The sequence below is a fragment of the Methylobacterium thuringiense genome (assembly GCF_022179645.1).
Classification (GTDB): Bacteria; Pseudomonadota; Alphaproteobacteria; order Rhizobiales; family Beijerinckiaceae; genus Methylobacterium; species Methylobacterium thuringiense.
The window spans coordinates 80,081-98,320 of record NZ_BPRA01000006.1 but is presented as its reverse complement, the minus strand read 5'-3'; the positions used below and the strand labels follow the sequence as shown (position 1 = coordinate 98,320).

General features: G+C 68.2%; 14 protein-coding genes and 1 pseudogene. 10 read left to right on the top strand and 5 right to left on the bottom strand.

The genetic code is table 11. From position 1 onward, the window contains the following. Positions 1-128: 128 nt before the first annotated feature. The gene (locus MFF07_RS07045) at positions 129-1,265 is read right to left on the bottom strand and encodes a T6SS phospholipase effector Tle1-like catalytic domain-containing protein (RefSeq protein WP_238231283.1); all 1,137 of its coding nucleotides are present in this window, start codon (positions 1,263-1,265) and stop codon (positions 129-131) included. 314 nt (positions 1,266-1,579) lie between these two features. On the opposite strand from MFF07_RS07045, the gene MFF07_RS07040 reads away from it, so the two are divergent. The 9 genes and pseudogenes from MFF07_RS07040 to MFF07_RS07000 all read left to right on the top strand — a co-directional run bounded on the left by MFF07_RS07040 (position 1,580) and on the right by MFF07_RS07000 (position 10,906). After that, positions 1,580-2,689, top strand: coding sequence for an MBL fold metallo-hydrolase (locus MFF07_RS07040; RefSeq protein WP_238231281.1), 1,110 nt, complete (start codon positions 1,580-1,582; stop codon positions 2,687-2,689). After that, positions 2,686-3,387: a hypothetical protein gene (locus MFF07_RS07035; RefSeq protein WP_238231278.1), complete on the top strand. Its 702-nt coding sequence runs from the start codon at positions 2,686-2,688 to the stop codon at positions 3,385-3,387. Before MFF07_RS07040 ends, MFF07_RS07035 begins: the two co-directional genes overlap by 4 nt. Positions 3,388-3,649: 262 nt before the next feature. After that, positions 3,650-4,282 (top strand): annotated as a pseudogene (locus MFF07_RS07030) (cation diffusion facilitator family transporter); the annotation flags it as partial. A 196-nt stretch (positions 4,283-4,478) separates the two neighbouring features. After that, on the top strand, positions 4,479-4,724 hold the full coding sequence (locus MFF07_RS07025) for a hypothetical protein (RefSeq protein WP_238231277.1): 246 nt from the start codon (positions 4,479-4,481) through the stop codon (positions 4,722-4,724). Positions 4,725-4,789: 65 nt separating this feature from the next. Next, positions 4,790-5,152, top strand: coding sequence for a hypothetical protein (locus MFF07_RS07020; RefSeq protein WP_238231275.1), 363 nt, complete (start codon positions 4,790-4,792; stop codon positions 5,150-5,152). 137 nt (positions 5,153-5,289) lie between these two features. Next, a complete protein-coding gene (locus MFF07_RS07015) occupies positions 5,290-6,636 on the top strand; it encodes an efflux RND transporter periplasmic adaptor subunit (protein ID WP_238231273.1) in 1,347 nt (448 codons plus the stop codon). Positions 6,637-6,647: 11 nt separating this feature from the next. Continuing rightward, positions 6,648-9,905 carry an efflux RND transporter permease subunit gene (locus MFF07_RS07010; protein ID WP_238231271.1) on the top strand — a complete coding sequence of 1,086 codons (3,258 nt, stop codon included), beginning with the start codon at positions 6,648-6,650 and terminating at the stop codon, positions 9,903-9,905. Positions 9,906-9,927: 22 nt separating this feature from the next. Then, complete coding sequence (locus tag MFF07_RS07005) at positions 9,928-10,470, top strand: threonyl-trna synthetase (RefSeq protein ID WP_238231270.1); 543 nt, start codon at positions 9,928-9,930, stop codon at positions 10,468-10,470. Between the two features lie 172 nt (positions 10,471-10,642). Then, positions 10,643-10,906: a hypothetical protein gene (locus MFF07_RS07000; RefSeq protein WP_238231269.1), complete on the top strand. Its 264-nt coding sequence runs from the start codon at positions 10,643-10,645 to the stop codon at positions 10,904-10,906. A 141-nt stretch (positions 10,907-11,047) separates the two neighbouring features. Here the strand turns inward: MFF07_RS07000 and MFF07_RS06995 are convergent, their stop codons facing one another. From MFF07_RS06995 to MFF07_RS06980, 4 genes are all read right to left on the bottom strand, one after another. After that, entirely contained in the window at positions 11,048-14,215 is a 3,168-nt protein-coding gene (locus MFF07_RS06995) for an efflux RND transporter permease subunit (RefSeq protein ID WP_238231267.1), read from the bottom strand. Beyond that, entirely contained in the window at positions 14,212-15,708 is a 1,497-nt protein-coding gene (locus MFF07_RS06990; protein WP_238231265.1) for an efflux RND transporter periplasmic adaptor subunit, read from the bottom strand. Before MFF07_RS06990 ends, MFF07_RS06995 begins: the two co-directional genes overlap by 4 nt. Beyond that, positions 15,705-16,100 carry a FixH family protein gene (locus tag MFF07_RS06985; protein ID WP_238231263.1) on the bottom strand — a complete coding sequence of 132 codons (396 nt, stop codon included), beginning with the start codon at positions 16,098-16,100 and terminating at the stop codon, positions 15,705-15,707. Before MFF07_RS06985 ends, MFF07_RS06990 begins: the two co-directional genes overlap by 4 nt. 81 nt (positions 16,101-16,181) lie before the next feature. Further along, positions 16,182-16,577 (bottom strand): hypothetical protein, encoded by a 396-nt coding sequence (locus MFF07_RS06980; RefSeq protein WP_238231261.1) that lies wholly within the window; start codon positions 16,575-16,577, stop codon positions 16,182-16,184. 708 nt (positions 16,578-17,285) lie between these two features. Between MFF07_RS06980 and MFF07_RS06975 the strand changes: the two genes are divergently transcribed. Next, positions 17,286-18,086 carry a hypothetical protein gene (locus MFF07_RS06975; RefSeq protein ID WP_238231259.1) on the top strand — a complete coding sequence of 267 codons (801 nt, stop codon included), beginning with the start codon at positions 17,286-17,288 and terminating at the stop codon, positions 18,084-18,086. Positions 18,087-18,240 lie beyond the last annotated feature (154 nt).

Genomic DNA, 18,240 nt, shown 5'->3' with positions numbered 1-18,240 from the left:
GACGGTCATGGTTTACGGGCCGTTGACTCCGGAAGCGGGCAACGGGACGCGCGTCCCGCTATGCGCTGCCCTCGGAGTCGCGAATCCCCAAGCCCAAGGGCCGCCATGAAGGGTCTCCGGCGTGCGCCCTACTCGGGCACGGCGACCTTCGGATCGTCGGCTCGGACCGATGACCGGACATGTGAAGGGTCCACCTTCTTCCGTTCGGCCCATTCGGCCAGGTTCTTGGGACGGTATTCCGGATCGGCACGCCAGCGGTCGAAGACCGACACGTCGACGGTCTCGTTGACGTTGGTGTGGCTACCGTCCGGGCGCTGTTCCGGCTCTCGCCCGATCATGCGGTACAGCGGCGACGAGATGAGTTTGTAGAATCCGCGTCCGAACAGGCCGTAGGAGTCGACGGTCGGAGCCTTGAGCGCGTCGCCGTCGAGCTCGACCTCGGATCGGAATTCAAGGCCGTGCGAATGCGCCTTCTCCATGATCCACCGCAGGGGGGCCTGCGCAAGGAGGTCGGTCTCGTAACCGCCGCCGACGTTGGCGTGGGCGCCGACGAACCAGCGCTGCTCGACGCTGGACAGCGTTCGCGGCGTCGCGAAGACGGCCTTATCGTTGTTGGACCGGTGAACGTCCCACAGCGTCGGAGCGAAATCCTCGCGGTGCTCGTCAATCGCCAGGGCATGGTAGCCGTTCAGGATGTGAATGCGCAGCCCCGTCTGCAGGTAGTCGAACGACGAGCGGCTGACCCCCGGTATCTTGCCCGTCGCCAGGCCCAGCGAGCCGACCGTATCCCAGACGCCGATCATCTTCACGTTGGCCGGCTGGGAATACTTGAGAAGCCATCTCTCCTGATCGGTGAGCCTGCCGGTGTCCCCCGCCTGCTCGGCCTCCTTCAACTTCCAGATGCTCTCCTCGTCGCCCTTCCGATAGCGCCTGAAGAGTTCCGAGGTGCCTATGGGCGATCCCGCCTTCAGGATGCCGTCGATTGCGACGAGTCCCGCGAGGCTCCGGGCCGTGAACGCGCCGCGGCTGAAGCCGAAGATGAAGATCTCATCCCCTTCGTTGTAATTCTCGATCAGCCATTCGTAGGCGAGGCGGATGTTGTCATCGAGGCCATGGCCAAAAACCCCGCCCAGGAAACCGTTGACGCCGAGGCCGTAGTAAACAAGCTGCGGTCGGCCGTCCTTGCCCTTGGACGCCGTGAGCGCCCGCATGCGCCAGACGTTCGTGTTGCTGTCGACGCTGTTCCAGGTGCCGTCGAGGTACACGACGAGACGCTTCTGCTGGAGGTCCGCGCCGGCGAAGTTCGGTTGGGTGCCGCCCTTCTCCGAGGGGCGGGCGACGATCACCGCGACGGCGACCAGGGCGAGGAGCGCGGCCGCGGCGCCCGCCCAAAGCAGGATCCGCTCGATCCACCTGAAAGCTGTTCTCATGGCGCCCCGACGGATCAAGCTTGAGGAACAAAACGGGTTCAGAACCCTTAACTGACAGCATTCGGCTGAAGTTGCCATCGGCCGACGACTTTGCGTGAATAGCTTTCGAGCCGAGGCATCGAGCGGTCGACGGTCGTCGGGGATAGCCGATGAAGTGCGAGATCGAGTTCCTGCCGGTCGGCGACGTGTCGAAGGCCGGTGACGCCATCGTCATCCGGTACGGCGAGCCCTACGACTACAAGCTGATGCTGGTCGACGGCGGGCATGCCGAGACCGGGGATCGGATCGTCGCCCATCTCAGGAAGAACTTCGGCCCCGACGCCGCCCTTGAGCACGCCCTTCTGACCCACTCGGACGGCGACCATGCCAACGGCCTGCCCACGGTCCTCAAGACCATCCGCGTCGCGAACCTCTGGCTTCACGCTCCGTGGCTTCACGCCGCCGATGCACTGCCGCTTTTCGCCAACAAGACGATGACCGTCGACGGTCTCGCCCGCACGCTGAAGAGCAATTACGACATCATCTCGGACATATGCGATCTCGCGGTCGCCCAGCGATGCTACGTGCACGCCGCCTTCGCCGGCTACCAGATCGGGCCCTTCCGCGTGCTGTCGCCGAGCATGCGGACCTACCTCCATCTGCTGCCCCAGTTCGACAAGACGCCGGACCCCGACCAGCGAGCCATAGAGCGACAGGGCCTATGGATCGGCAAGGCCAGCCCGGCGAGCCGCCTGTTCGAGTCGGTGAAGGCGTCCCTGCAGAGCTGGACGACGGAGACATGGGACCGGGAGCGTCTCAGGGACGGCGGCATCACCAGCGCCAGCAACGAGTCGAGCGTAGTCCTGTACGGCTCGTTCGAGGGCGGCCCGGCCCTGCTGACGGGGGATGCCGGCAATCGCGGGCTGGGATGGGCGGCGGAAGAAGCCGTTCGGTTGGGGCTCCCGCTGCAAGGCTTCCAGATGGTGCAGGTTCCCCATCACGGCAGCCGCCGGAATTCCGGTCCGACGATGCTGGACCGCATCCTGGGCCCGATCCAGCCCCAGCACGGCCCGACGCGGTTCCATGCCTACGTTTCGGCCCCGACCGACGACAGCAAGCATCCGCGCAACATCGTGCTCAACGCCTTCACCCGGCGCGGCGGCTACGTCACCGCCACCCAGGGCGTGTCCAAGGTGCATTGGGGCGGCTTTCCCGCCAGACCCGGATACTCGGCCGCGCAGCCGTTGCCGTTCTTCTCCCGAGTGGAGGAGTACACGTGAGCAAGGAAGCCACGTCCAAGGCCCTGAAGGACGCGAACCGGCCGAAGCTCTGGACGACCATCGCCGCGAACGTCGCCGTCCTCTACGGTTTCTCGCAATACCAAGCCGCCTCCACCGTTGGGCTCAAGGGCGTGGTCGCGGGCGCCACGAGCCTCGTCCCGCTGTCCTTGGCCCTCATCCTCACCACCGTCGCCAACGGCCTGTTGAGCGACCCCACCAAGACCCGGCTGGTCTTCCTGCGGTGGACGCACGCATTACCCGGCCATCGGGCCTTCAGCGTGTTCGCAGTCTCCGATCCGCGCATCGACCTCGACGGCCTGAGGAAGCTGCTGGGCAAGGACTGGCCGACCGACCCCGTGGCCGAGAACCGGATGTGGTACCGGCTCTTCAAGGACAGCGCGAACGATCCGGCCGTCCTCTACAGCCATGGCGAGTACCTCTTCACCCGCGACTACACGGGGTTCGCGGCGCTGTGCCTGATCGGGCTGGGTGCGGCCGCAGCCGTCATGATCGAGCCGCCCACGGTCCTGATGGTCTACCTTGGCTGCCTTCTGCTGCAGTTCCTCGTGGTGCGGCACACCGCAGCCACCTACGGCGAGCGCTTCGTCTGCACGGTGCTCGCCAGGAAGGCGGCGTGGCCCCTCAAACAACCCGCCTCGACGACGAGGCGCGATCCGAAACCCGAGAAGGCCACCTGACTTTCACCCGGCCTTGCGCACGGGGGTGCCGTCCGGTGCCTTCTCAAAATACTTCCCGTGTTCCTTTCGGCCGATCATCTTCGTCCTCAGGGTGTCCACGTCGAGCGGCTCCTTATGCAGCCTCGCGCCCCAATGTACCGACTCCCTCAGGCCACGAGGATCTCCTCCAGCGGCCGCGTGCCGCCGACCGCCATCATCTCGGGCACCTCGGCCATAACTCGGTCTCAGAACTCCTCCGCGCGTACCGTGACCTACTTGCTGAGCGGCCCTGTTCAACGCGGTGTTCCTGCTTTTCGCCGTCGGCGCCATCGCCTGGGAGACTATCCAGCGCTTCGGCGAGCCCGTCCCGGTCGCCGGCAAGACCGTGATGATCGTGGTCGCGATCGGCATCCTAGTGAACGGCATCACCGCTTGGCTATTCGCCTCGGGGGCCAAGGGCGACATCAACATCAAGGGCGCCTTCCTGCACATGGCCGCGGACGCCGCCGTCTCGGCGGGCGTCGTCATCGCCGGCCTCGTGATCCTCTACACCGGGTGGACCTGGCTCGATCCCGTCGTCAGCCTCGCCATCGTGGCGGTCATCGTCTGGAGCACCTGGGGCCTCCTGCGCGACAGCCTCACGCTGTCCCTCGCCGCCGTCCCGCCGGGCATCGATCCGGACGCGGTCCGAAGCCATCTCGAAGGACTGCCCGGGGTCGCCGCCCTGCACGACCTGCACGTCTGGGCGATGAGCACCACCGAGACCTACCTCACCGCCCATCTCCTGATGCCCGGCGGCCGACCAGACGACGCCTTCCTGATGGACGCCGCCGCCGGGATCAGGGAACGGTTCGGCATCGGCCACACCACCCTGCAGGTCGAGACGAGCGCCGACACCGCCTGCGCCCTCCCCCCGCCCACGTCGTGTGAGCCATCGGAAACTTGCCCGACCGTAAGGGGATGCCTTCAACCCGTGCGACCGGAGGAGCCCTGTATCCGTGTCGCGAGACATCGGTTCGGTGCTTCCGGCCACCGATGGATGAACGGCGGTTTCAGGCCTAGTTCAACCGTCGAAGCCGATCCTGACGGCATCATCCCTTGAGGAACGAGCCATGCGTGTCCGCATTCTGGCCTTGGTCGCCGTCAGCCTGATCCTCGCCCCGGCCGCGGCGTCCGCCCAATACTACGGCGGCGACTTCGACCGGCGCGGCGACGTCCATGTCGACCGCTACCACCATGGCGACCATGACGACGTCGTCATCCACCGACCGCACCGGGATTACGGCGACCGGGCGTACTATGGCGAGCGCCGGTTCTACGGCGAGCGCAGGCACCACCATCATCACGACGACTATTGAGGTTCCGTCCTCGTCGTGGCTCACCCGGCATGTACGCGTGACCCTGAATCGTTCATAAGGCGACCATGACCACGGGACCCCGGATCAGGGCCTACGAGACGATGCGCGGCTGGTGGGCGACCACCGTCCGCGTGCTGTCGCTCGTCCTGGTCCTGTCGCTCGTCGTCCCCGGCACGGTCCATTCCGCCGAGGCCCATCGCCCGGCCAGCCATGGACTGTCGGTGTCCGCCCCGACCGAGGCGGCCGGCACCGGCCACGGCGATGCCTGCCCGGCCTGTCACGCCAACTGCGGTTGCCATCAGGCTCTTGGGGTCGACGAGGCACCTGCGTTGCCGTCCCCGGCGACCGGGCGTGCTCTGTACGCGACCGTGACCACCGCCATCGGGTCCATCTCACCGGACCGTTTACCGAGGCCGCCTCGCGCCTGAGGCCGCATCGCCACGACCGTGGCGCTTGCCTGCCGTCCATCCTTGCGGATGCCGGCTTCCTCATCGAGCGTGATCCGAACCGGATCCAGGAAGCCGCTTGACCGGCTCGCCGGATCCCAGGCGAATGGCCTTCCTCCATGCGTGCACTCCTCTCCGTGGCCTTCCTGGCCATCGGCATCGCCGTTGGCGGTGCCTTCCCCCGTGTGTCCGAGGTCGTGCAGGGCGCGCTCGCCGCCGCCGGCCTGACGAACGCCCGGGCAGCGCCGCCCACCAACGCAGCCATGACCAAGCCGGCGACACCCGCAGCCGATCATGGCCAGGGTCATGGCGAGCATGGCCACGAGCATGCCGCAGGAGAGCACAAGCATGCCGGGGGCGAGGCGCACGGCCACGACGAGGAGGGCGAGGGTAATATCAAGATGACTGCCGAGCAGGCCGCCGAGCAGGACATCAAGCTCGCCACGGTCGAGGGTGGCATCCTCTCGCGACATCTCCTGGTGCCCGGCACCATCGCCCAGGACGCCGACCGGATCGCCCGCGTCCCCGTGCGGGTCGTCGGAACCGTGGCCGAGATGCGCAAGCGCCTCGGCGAGGAGGTCGCCAAGGGTGAGGTCGTGGCCATCCTCGACAGCCGTGAGGTCGCCGAGGCCAAGAGCGACTTCCTCACCGCGACGGTCAAGGCGGACCTGGAGAAGACCAACTTCGACCGCCAGCAGGCTCTCTGGGACAAGCGGATCTCGGCCGAGTCCGCATTCCTGAACGCCAAGGCCGCCTACTCCGAAGCGACCCTACGGGTCGATCTCGCCCGCCAGAAGCTATCGGCCCTGGGGCTCAACGCGGCCGAGGTCGCGACGTCCGCCAAGAAGGACGAGACTACCCCGAACCTATCTTCGCTGCGCCGCTACGAGCTCAAGTCCCCGCTCGCCGGCCGTGTGGTCGAGCGTAAGGTCGATGTCGGAACCGCCGTCGGCAAGGAGGGCGATCCGGCCGACGTCTACACCGTCGCCGACCTGTCCTCCGTGTGGATCGAGCTTTCCGTCCCGACCACGGAGCTCTCGAAGGTCCGGGAGGGCGCCAAGGTGACCATCGTCGGAGGCGACGACGCTTCCCGCGGCGAGGGCAAGGTCGTCTTCGTCAGCCCGATCCTCAACGCCGAGACGCGCTCGGCCCGGGTCATCGTCGCCCTGCCGAACAAGGACATGGCCTGGCGGCCGGGCACCTTCGTGACAACCGAGGTCGAGATCGCCCGCGACCCGGTGAGGGTGCGGCTGCCAAAGTCCGCGATCCAGACCATCGGTGGCGAGAAGGTCGTGTTCGTCCGCACCCAGGAGGGCTTCGAGCGCCGGGACGTGACCATCGGCAAGGCCGACGACGACGCCTTCGAGATCCTGACCGGTCTCAAGCCCGGCGAGGAGGTCGCGGTGGCCAACTCCTTCGTCCTGAAGGCCGAGCTCGGCAAGGCCGAAGCCGACCACGACCACTGAGGGGGGCGACCATGATCTCGAAGATCCTCGACTTCTCCGTCCACCAGCGCTGGCTCGTGGTGCTCCTGTCGCTGCTCGCGGCGGGCTTCGGCGTGTTCTCGCTGACGAAGCTGCCCATCGACGCGGTGCCGGACATCACCAACAACCAAGTGCAGATCAACACGACGGCCCCGTCGCTCTCCCCGGTCGATATTGAGAAGCAGGTGACCTACCCGGTCGAGACTGCGCTCGCCGGGATCAAGGGCCTCGAATACACCCGCTCGCTCTCGCGGAACGGCTTCTCGCAGGTCACCGCCGTCTTCTCCGAGAAGCTCGACATCTACTTCGCCCGCCAGCAGGTCGCCGAGCGGATCGGCGAGGCGAAGTCGACCCTGCCGCCGGGGGCCGAGCCGCACATGGGCCCGATCTCCACGGGCCTGGGCGAGATCTACATGTGGTCGATCCACTACGCCAAGCCGGAGGATCGTAAGGTCTCCCCGGACGGCAAGCCGGGCTGGCAGGGCGACGGGAGCTACCTGACCCCCGAGGGCCAGCGGCTTGCGACAGAGCTCGAACGCATGGCCTACCTGCGCACGGTCCAGGACTGGATCATCCGCCCCCAGGTGAAGACCGTCCCCGGGGTCGCCGGCGTCGACAGCATCGGCGGCTTCGACAAGCAGTACCATGTCCAGCCCGACCCGATGAAGCTGACCGCCCTCGACCTGTCCTTCGCCGACATCGGCCGGGCGCTGGAGGCTAACAACGCCAACCAGGGTGCCCGCTACCTGGAGGACAACGGCGAGGGCTACGTCGTGCGCGCCGCCGGCCGCCTGGAGACCATGGAGGACATCGGCTCGGTCGTCGTCACCACGCGCGGCGGCGTCCCGGTGCGCATCTCCGACATCGCCGAGGTCCGGATCGGGCGCGACCTGCGCACCGGGTCGGGCAGCGAGGACGGGCGTGAGGTCGTCATCGGCACGGCTCTAATGCTGATCGGCGAGAACAGCAGGACGGTCTCGGCCGCCGTCGACGCGAGGATGACGGTGATCCGGCGCACGCTCCCGCCCGGCGTCGAGGTCCAGACCGTCCTTAACCGGACCCTGCTGGTCGAGGCCACCATCCGGACCGTGGCCAAGAACCTGGCCGAGGGTGCCGCCCTCGTCATCGTCATCCTGTTCCTGCTGCTCGGCAACATCCGTGCGGCCATCGTCACCGCACTGGTCATCCCCGTGGCGATGCTGATGACCATGACCGGGATGGTCCAGGGCCGCATCAGCGCCAACCTGATGAGCCTCGGGGCGCTCGACTTCGGCCTCATCGTCGACGGTGCCGTCATCATCACCGAGAACGCCTTGCGCCGCCTCGCGGAGCGCCAGGGGGAACTCGGTCGCAAGCTCGACCTGGAGGAGCGCCTCGCCACCGTACGGGCCTCGGCCGAGGAGATGATCAAGCCGTCCCTCTACGGGCAGGCCATCATCATCCTCGTCTACGTGCCGCTGCTCACCTTCACCGGGGTCGAGGGCAAGATGTTCGAGCCGATGGCGCTCACCGTCATCATCGCCCTCGTCTCGGCCTTCGTCCTGTCGCTCACCTTCGTGCCGGCGATGATCGCCATCGTCATCACCGGCAAGGTCACGGAGAAGGACAACGTCCTCATCCGCGGGATCAAGGCCGCCTACCGCCCGGTCCTCGGGGCGGCCCTGCGCATCCCAATGACCTTCGTCGCGGTCGCCCTGGTGCTGCTCGTCGGCGCCGGGCTCCTATTCAGGGGGCTGGGCCAGGAGTTCATCCCGCAGCTCGACGAGAAGAGCATCGCACTCAACGCCCAGCGCATCCCGTCGACCTCGCTGACCCAGTCGCAGGCGATGCAGCTGAAGGTCGAGCAGGCGATCAGCAGATTCCCCCAGGTCGCCTACGTCTTCTCGAAGACCGGCACGGCGGAAGTCGCCTCCGACCCGATGCCGCCGAGCTCGTCGGATACCTTCGTCATCCTGAAGCCGCAGGAGGAGTGGCCCGACCCGGACCTGTCCAAGAGCGAGCTGCAGGAGCGGATCGAGAAGGCTCTCGGGGCGCTCGCCGGCAACGTCTACGAGTTCTCCCAGCCGATCCAGCTTCGCTTCAACGAACTCCTGGCCGGCACCCGCGGCGACCTCGCCGTGAAGGTGTTCGGCGAGGAGTTCGAGCCGATGCTCAAGGCGGCCAACCAGGTCGCGGCCATCCTGCGCAGCGTCGAAGGGGCCGACGACGTCAAGGTGGAGCAGACGGCGGGGCTGCCGTTCCTGGAGATCAAGATCAACAAGTCGGAGGCCGCCCGCCTCGGCCTGAGCACCTCCGCGATCCAGGACGTCATCGGCGCGGCCATCGGCGGCCGCGAGGCCGGCATGGTGTTCGAGGGCGACCGTCGCTTCCCCATCGTCGTGCGCCTGAACGACAAGGTGCGCGAGGACCGCGAGGCCCTGGAAAACATCCCCGTGCCGTTGCCCCCGGGCCTGAACGGTCGGGCCGCCTCGGTGCTCCTGAAGCAGGTCGCGAGCTTTTCGGTGACCGAGGGCCCGAACCAGATCTCGCGCGAGAACGGGCGGCGTCGGGTCGTGGTGACCGCCAACGTCCGCGGTCGCGACATCGGCTCGCTGGTGGCCGAGGCCCAGGCCAAGGTCGGGTCTGGGGTCAGCCTCCCGGCCGGGTACTACGTGACCTGGGGCGGCCAGTTCGAGAACCTGGCCTCGGCCCGACAGCGCCTGATGGTGGTGGTGCCGGTGTGTTTCTTCCTGATCTTCCTATTGCTGTTCTCTGCGCTGAACTCGGCGCGGGACGCCTTGCTGGTGTTCAGCGCGGTGCCGCTGGCCCTGACGGGGGGCATCGCCGCCCTATGGCTCCGCGGCATGCCGTTCTCGGTGCCGGCGGCGGTTGGGTTCATCGCCCTATCCGGGGTGGCCGTCCTCAACGGCCTGGTGATGCTGACCTACATCAAGCAGCTCATCGCGGAAGGTCGGCCCAGGCGCGAGGCCATCCTGGAAGGCGCCATGACCCGGCTCCGTCCGGTGGCGATGACCGCCCTCGTGGCGTCCCTCGGGTTCGTGCCGATGGCGCTCGCGACCGAGACCGGCGCCGAGGTCCAGCGCCCCCTGGCGACGGTGGTGATCGGCGGTCTCATCAGCGCGACCCTGCTGACCCTCGTCGTCCTGCCGGCGCTCTACGCCAGGTTCGCGGCGGCCATCGCACCGGCGAAGAGCGTGGCGGCGGAGGTCGGGACACGGTCTCATCCCGTCCTGCCGCAGGCCGCCGAGTAGCCGGGTTCCGGAGGAGCGTGTCATGGACGCGAGGGTTTTCGGGCCGCTTCTCCTGTCGGCCTGGGCGACCGCGGCGGCCGCGCAGGAGGCGCCCTTCGGCCTCGCCTGGGGGCCCGTGACGGACGTTCCGAGGCCCTCGATGGTTGACCGGGAGGCGAACGTCACGGCGCTGACCTACCTCCACGACAAGCCCATTGCATCGGGCGCAGACACCGACCGGGTCATCCTGGAAGTGTGCAGGGACGAGGGGCTGCAGCAGGTCGTCTGGCTGAGTCGGCCCCTCTCCGCCGCCGAGTTGCCCGCGCGCTACGACGCCATCCTCCGGGAAGGCACCCGCCGCAACGGGCCGCCCCGGTCGGATACCCGTTCCGAGACCGTGGCCTGGCCGAATGGCCGCACGCTGCTCGCCGTGGGCAAGCCCGGACCCGGCAGCAGTCGGCTGGTGATGCTCTCGCGCGGCGAACGCTACGATGCCTGCTCCCGCGCGCACGCCTCCACGACGGGCCATCCGGCGAACGTCCATGCCGGACGCCTCATCGATGGGGAAGACGGCGATCAGAGGTAGAGGCGGTTCCTGACCGATCCGAGGCGACCTCGGGATGAACGTTCCCTTATCCATGCCGGGCTTGGAAGTACGCACCCCGGGGAACGGTCCTGGAAGCATGGCCGTTCCCCGATGTCGCCGGATCGGTCCCGGACCTGATCCAGGCCACCAACAAAGCACGAGGAAGCCCCCCATGAGGAAGTCCCTTCTCGCCGTCGCAGCCCTGGCCGCCCTCGGCGCCATCGGCATCGCCGCACCCGCCTCGGCCGCTCCCGGCATGATCGGCGCCGTCGACGCCACCACCAACGTCGTGGACGTCCGCATGGACGACATGCACGGCCACCGCGGCCATGGGATGCGGCATCACCACCATCGCGGCCACATGATGCGCCACCATCACCATCATCGCGGGCACATGATGCGCCACGGCCATGGCCATCGCCACCACCGCATGTGATCGTCCAGGGGCCCTTCGGGGCCCCTCATCGTTTCGGACGTCCTCCGCCCCAAGGCTCCGGAACCCGATCACGCAGGTCGTGCCAAGCGTGCCTTCCACATCGGATTGGAGAGGCCTGGTCGAGGACACGATCCATCTGTCTCACTCCACCGCCAAGGGTGTTTCGATACGTTCGACGGATTTGGTCGGCATCCCGGCTCCGGACAGGCCCCATCCCTTCGCCAGCCCGTAGACCGCCGGGATCACCACGAGGGTCAGCACGGTCGAGGAGACCATGCCGCCGATCATCGGCACGGCGATCCGCTGCATGACCTCGGAGCCCGAGCCGGTGCTCCACAGGATCGGCAGGAGCCCGGCCATGATGGCGACGACCGTCATCATCTTCGGGCGCACCCGTTCGACCGCGCCGACCATGATCGCCCGCCGCAGGTCGTCGCGGGTGAACGTCCGCCCGTCGCGTTCGCAATCGGCGCGCACCTCGGCGAGCGCGTGGTCGAGGTAGACCAGCATGATCACGCCGGTCTCCGCGGCGACGCCGGCCAGCGCGATGAAGCCCACCGCCACCGCCACCGACAGGTTGAAGCCCATCCACCACATCAGCCAGACCCCGCCGACGAGGGCGAAGGGCAACGACAGCATAACGATGAGCGTCTCAGTGAGCCTACGGAAGTTGAGGTAGAGCAGCAGGAAAACGATCAGCAGCGTCAGGGGCACCACGACCTTGAGCCGGGCCGTCGCCCGGTCGAGGTACTCGACCTGCCCACTCCATTGTACGAGGGTTCCCTGCGGCAGGCTCACCTCGTTGGCGACCGCCGCCCTGGCCTCGGCGACGTAGCCACCGAGATCACGGCCCGCGACGTCGACGTAGATGAAGACCGCGAGCTGCCCGTTCTCAGTCCGGATTTGCGTCGGGCCGCGGTTCAACTGCACCTTGGCCACCTCGCCGAGCGGCACTGTCCCCCCGCCCGGGATCGGGACCTGCACCTCGTCCGCGATGGATCGAGGGTCGGAGCGGTAGGCGCGCGGGTAGCGAACGTTCACGGTGTAGCGCTCGCGGCCCTCGACGGTATTGGTCACGCTCTCGCCGCCGAGCGCCATCCCAATCACGTCCTGCACGTCGCCGACGGTCAGCCCGTACCGGCCGAGCGCCTCGCGGTCGGGGGTGATGTCGAGGAAGTAGCCGCCTTGGACGCGCTCGGCGTAGGCGCTCAACGTGCCCGGGACCGCCTTCACCACCGCCTCGACCTGGCGGGCGACCTTCTCCATCTCCGCGAGGTCCGTCCCCAGAACCTTGATCCCGACCGGCGTGCGGATGCCGGTCGAGAGCATGTCGATCCGGGCGCGGATCGGCTGGGTCCAGGCGTTCGAGACCCCTGGGAACTGTAGTGCGGCGTCCATCTCGGCCTTCAGGCTCGCCGTCGTGACCCCGGGACGCCAATTCACCTTCGGCTTCAGGTTGACAATGGTCTCGAACATCTCGCTCGGCGCCGGATCGGTCGCGGTGTTGGCCCGTCCGGCCTTGCCGTAGACCGAGGCCACCTCGGGGAACGACTTGATGATCCGGTCCTGGGTCGCAAGCAGGTCGCCGGCCTTGGTCACCGAGATGCCCGGCAGGGTGGTGGGCATGTACATCAAGGTCCCCTCGTCGAGGTCGGGCATGAATTCCGAGCCGAGCCGGCTCGCGGGCCACGCCGTCGCCGCCAGGACGACCACGGCCAGCAGGATGGTGAGCACCCGTGCCCGCAGGACGCCTGCTATGAGGGGGCGGTAGAGCCAGATCAGGAGTCTGTTCACTGGGTTGCGGTGCTCGGGGATGATCCGGCCACGGACGAAGAGGACCATCAGCGCCGGCACGAGGGTCAGGGACAGCACCGCCGACGCCGCCATGGCGAAGGTCTTGGTGAAGGCCAGCGGACCGAACAGGCGCCCCTCCTGGCTCTCCAGGGTGAAGATCGGCAGGAAGCTCACCGTGATGATGAGGAGCGAGAAGAACAGCGACGGCCCGACCTCGCTCGCCGCCTCGATCAGGATCTCGACCCGAGACTTGCCGGGGGCCGCCCGCTCCAGGTGCTTGTGGGCGTTCTCGATCATCACGATGGCGGCGTCGATCATGGCGCCCACCGCGATGGCGATGCCGCCGAGGCTCATGATGTTGGCACCGAGCCCCAGGGCCTTCATGCCTGCGAACGCCATCAGGATGCCCACGGGCAGCATGAGGATTGCGACGAGGGCGCTGCGGACGTGGAGCAGGAACACGACGCAAACGAGGGCGACGATGACGCTCTCCTCGATCAGCGTGCCCTTGAGGGTCTCGATGGCCGCCTCGATGAGGTGCGAGCGGTCGTAGACCGGCAGGATTTCCGTGCCCTTGGGCAGGCTGGCGGCGACCTCGGCGAGCCGGGCTTTAGCGCCCTCGATGACGTTCAGGGCGTTGGCACCGAAGCGCTGCAGGATGATCCCGCCGGCGACCTCGCCGTCCCCGTTCATCTCGGTGATGCCGCGGCGCTCGTCCGGGCCGAGCTCGACCTTGGCGACGTCCTTGACCCGGAGGGGCGTGCCCGCCTCGGCCTTCAGGACGATGCTCTCGATGTCGGCGACGCTCTTGAGGTACCCCCGCCCCCGGACGACGAACTCGAACTCGGAGAGCTCGACGGTGCGGCCGCCGACGTCGGCATTGCTCGACCGGATGGCCTCCCGGAGCTTGGACAGGGTGATGCCCTGCGCCCGGAGCCGGTTCGGATCGACCACGACGTTATACTGCTTCACGAAGCCGCCGACGCCGGCGACCTCCGCCACGCCCTCGGCCCGGGACGCCCCGAAGCGGACGACCCAGTCTTGGAGCGAGCGGAGCTCGGCCAGCGTGCGTTCCTTGGCGACCACGACGTACTGGTAGACCCAGCCCACCCCCGTCGCGTCCGGTCCCAGCGTCGGGGTGACACCGGCCGGCAGGCGCTTGGCCACGGTGTTCAGGTATTCGAGCACCCGGCTGCGGGCCCAATACGGGTCGGTGCCGTCCTCGAAGATGACGTAGACGAACGAGACCCCGAAGAACGAGAACCCGCGCACGACCTTCGACCGGGGCACCGTCAGCATCGCGGTGGTCAGAGGGTAGGTGACTTGATCCTCGATGACCTGCGGCGCCTGCCCGGGGTACTCGGTGTAGACGATGGTCTGGACGTCCGAGAGGTCGGGGATCGCGTCGAGCGGCAGGGTTTTCAGGGCGTAGAGGCCCGCTCCGACCGCGAAAACGGTCCCGATCAGCACCAGCACCAGATTCCGGGCCGACCAGGCGATGAGGCGGGCGATCATGGCGCCTTCCCTTGGGCGGCGGCCTGCGGGCCGGGATCGGGCTTGGGCTCGGAGAGCCCTTGCAGCGCCGCCTTCAGGTTGCTCTCGGCGTCGATGAGGAAGTTCGCCGACGTCACCACGCGGTCGCCCGCGGCGATGCCGTCGCGGATCTCGACGAAGCCGTCGCCACGGGTGCCGAGCATGACCGGTCGCGGCTCGAAGCGGCCCTCGCCCTTGTCCAGAAGCACGACCTGCCTGGTGCCGGTATCGATGACGGCATCATCGGGCACCGCGACCACCGGCTTGTCGCTGCCGGTGGCGATCGTCACGTCGGCGAACATGCCCGGGCGCAGGTCGCCGTTCGGGTTCGGCAACTCGATCCGCAGGCGGGCGGTCCGGGTCGCCATGGCGAGGTGCGGGTAGATCCGGGTCACCGCGCCGGTGAAGACGCGGTCCTGGAACGTCCGGGCGCGCACCGTCGCCGTCTGGCCTTCGGCCACAGCGGCTAGGTCGCGTTCGGTCACGTCGGCCAGGACCCAGACCCTGGAATGATCGACGAGCTTGAAGAGGGTGTCGCCGGACTTCGCGCGCATGCCGTCGGAGACGTTGCGCTCGACCACGACGCCGTCGCGGGGCGCCGACCACGTGATGGTGGAAGGCACCTTCCGGGTGCGCTCGATCTCGTCGATGACCTCGGGCGGGATGCCGAGGTTCTCCAGGCGCCGGCGGGCGCCCTCGTAGCCTATGCCGGTGAGGTACTGCGCGGCAGCCGCGTTCATCTCCGGCGAGAACAGGCGCAGGAGCGGCTGGCCCTTGTGCACGTGGTCGCCGGTGGTGACGGCCTCGACCTTCTCGATGAAGGCATCGGTGCGCATCGCGATGACCGAGATCCGGCGCTCGTCCTCCTCGATGGCCCCGGGCGCGCGAACCGGCATCGACAGGACGCGACGCTCGGCGACCGCCGTCCGGACCCCGGTGCGCTGGAGCTTGCCGGGCGAGATTTTCACGGTGTCGTCGTCGGTGTCCTCGCCCTCGTAGACGGGGAGGTAGTCCATTCCCATCGAGTCCTTTTTCGGAATCGGCGAGGTGTCCGGAAGGCCCATCGGGTTCCGGTAGAAGCGCACCTTGCGGGCGCTTGCAGGGGGCGTGGCCTGAGCCATGGCCATGTCGCCGTGCCCGGCGTCGGGCATTGCCTCCGCCTCGTCGGGTTCGTCGAAGCGCACGTCCTCGCTCGCGCGGACGGCGCGGTAGTCGCGACCGTCCGCGGTTCGCTTCGGCTCGGAGGCGTAGTCCGATTTCCCGTCCGGGTCCTGGTAGTAGACCACGGGCCCCGTGGCCTTGACCGGCAAAGGCAGCGAGGACGCCGCCCCCGCGCCGGGCAGCCAGTGGGCGATCCCGGTCCGCGCCTGTTGGACGAACGTCGGCACGGCGCTGCCCTCGCGCCCCGCGGCAAATCCCAGAACCCCCGCCGCGAGCGCGGCGAGGGTCCCGGCGGCCCAGGCCGACCGGCTCACTTGGTGGCCTTGAACACCAGCTTGCTTTCGACGGTGCCGCTCTCGCCGGGGACCTTGGCCCCGAGCGAGAGGCGCCAGCCGCCGGCCATCGTCAGCTTCGCCTTGAACCGGTAGGTCCCCGGCTCCGGCGACGGCATCTGCTCGATCTTGGAGGTCATCTCCTCCATGCTGTCCGGAGCCATGTCGATGCGCTTGGCGAAGATCACGGCGTCGGACACGGGTTTGGACGTGCGCCTGTCCACGAGGCGGACGTCGAGGATCGCCTCGCCCTGCTTCGCTTCGTCCTTCACGAGCTGGAACGCGTAGTCCTTGATGTCGGCCCTGGCGGCCGAGGTGAGGGCGAGGCCGAGCAGCGCGGCGGTCATGGCGCGCGCGAAAGGGTTCTTGGTCACTGTGGTCGTCTCCTGAACGCGATTGATGGCCACGCGCGGGCGCGCGTCACCGTGCCGGCGCAAGCGCCGGCGGCATCGGGTTCAGGCTCGGGGAGGCTCGGAGGGCGGCCCGTGCGAGAGGCTGTCGAAGGACGCGGTCACGGCCCACGACGCTCCCTGGATGACGGCCACGCGTGACGGCATTCCAGGTACGCCCGGCAGGCCGGTCACCACCTTCGCCAGGCACAGCGCCATCAGCGGACAGTCCTTGGAACAGTCCGGCAGGTCGGATCGCTCCTTCGGACAGCACGGCATGTCGTCCATCGCCATGCCGGCCATGTCTTCCATGGCCTCGTCGGGCATGGCGATGACGTGACCCTTCATCGCCATCGGGACGTGCATACCCGCGGCGGCCGCAGAAGCGGTCACCGGCGCGAGGGCGAGGCTGAGGACCGCGAGAAGCGGAAGCAGCCGCCGGAGGGCGAGCCAGAACGTCACCCGAACACGGTGCCATCTTTCCGGCGGGTGGAAAAGCCCCATCGGCACCCGGCTTGCCGACCTATGCGGACCGCCCGGGGAGGACCTGTGGATCCGGCATTCGAAACGTCCGCGTCCCAGGCGCGTGCAATGACCGGGTCCGTTTACCTACGGGACGACGATGCGACATGGGCGAGCCCGACAGGGACACGGCATCGTACCCGGCCAGGCTCTCACCCTTAGGAAGGGCGCACTCCGTACCGGCTGGCATGATGCGGTGGCAGACGGCACTCGGCGTGAGGCGGTTCAATGTCTCGCCGGAGGAGCGCCCGACGTTCTCCCGGCGCTCCGTGCGGGCATCGGGTGGCTTGCCCTCCACCACGATGAAACGAATGACGGTCCTCAGTGAATGCAAGGCCTTGGCGCTCCGGGACCCGAACCGATGGTGAACACCGACGTTCCGGGCCGGGCGGCCCTGCCGCAGCGGGTTCGCTTCGCGACGGGCGCTTGATCGACGTCGAGAGTACGGCTCGGGAGCTCGGCCCGCGGCGAGCGATACGCCGACCCCGGGTCGCGCCCATCCGCAATGCCGAAGCGTAAGCGCTGGTGGCTTGCTTGGTCAGACCGCACGCTTGGCAGACCCAAACGTGAGAATCGATCATGCTCCTCCCTGAACCGGAAGCCGGAACCCGAGATCGTTCGAGAAACATCGCGGCGGCCTGGGCGCGGATGCCACGTCGCATTCCCGGCGCCATCGGCAAGTCCGAGGAATGGCTGGCCATCGACGATGCCGCGGCCGCCATCGGCACCACGAAGGAAACCGCGAACTTCAGGCGGGCTTGGCAGGCCCTAGTATCAGCCGCGGCGCGTGGCGAGCCGACGACCGTGCATGACGTCACCGTCAGGATGGCGGCCTGCCGCATCAGCGGCTTCGACCGCTGGTGCGCCCATAGCGAGGACATTCACCTTCTCGCCCCATACACCCAGAAAAGGGAACGCCGATGGCCGACGCGGCCCGAGGGTTGGCTGACGTTGGAGGAGGCCTCGGAGCGGGCCGGCCGTGACGTCGATCCCGACGTGCTCGCCGATGCCTGGCGCGCGCTGACCAAGGGTACGGCCTACGCGGGGTTCGCCCGCATCGCCGGGCTCGACATCCAGTTGCGACGCGGCCACGTCCACGCCAACGAGCGCTGGTTCATCCATCCGGACGACGCCGAACGCCTGGTCGGTGCGATCCGGGGGCGACTCCCACACCTCCGCAAGGGATTCCTGCCGCCCGATGCGATCGCCGCAAGCGTCGAGAGGGATGCCCGGCCCCTCGCCCGCACGCTCATGGCCAGCCTGGGAGACGCGAAGGCCTTGACGGGCCAGGCCGCTTTGGAAGGCCAGACCTTCGAGATCCGCAACTTCCTCGTCGAGGGGAAGCCTGCTCCCTGCCTCGCCGAGGGCGAGCTTGCCCGCTTCATGGACACCCTGACGCGGATGCATGACGAGGCGACGGCCGACGAGGTCTCGCGCTGGGGACCGTGAACGCGGCAAGAGGCAGGATACGGCCGCGGGAGAGCGGTGCATCGGGCGGCATCCGGACGCCGTACAACCTTGGCCGCGCCGACCGCACGGGGTATGGTCGCGGCGTGGCCAGGCACCGGCACGTCGCCGATCCTCCCCACCTCCCCTCGAAGGA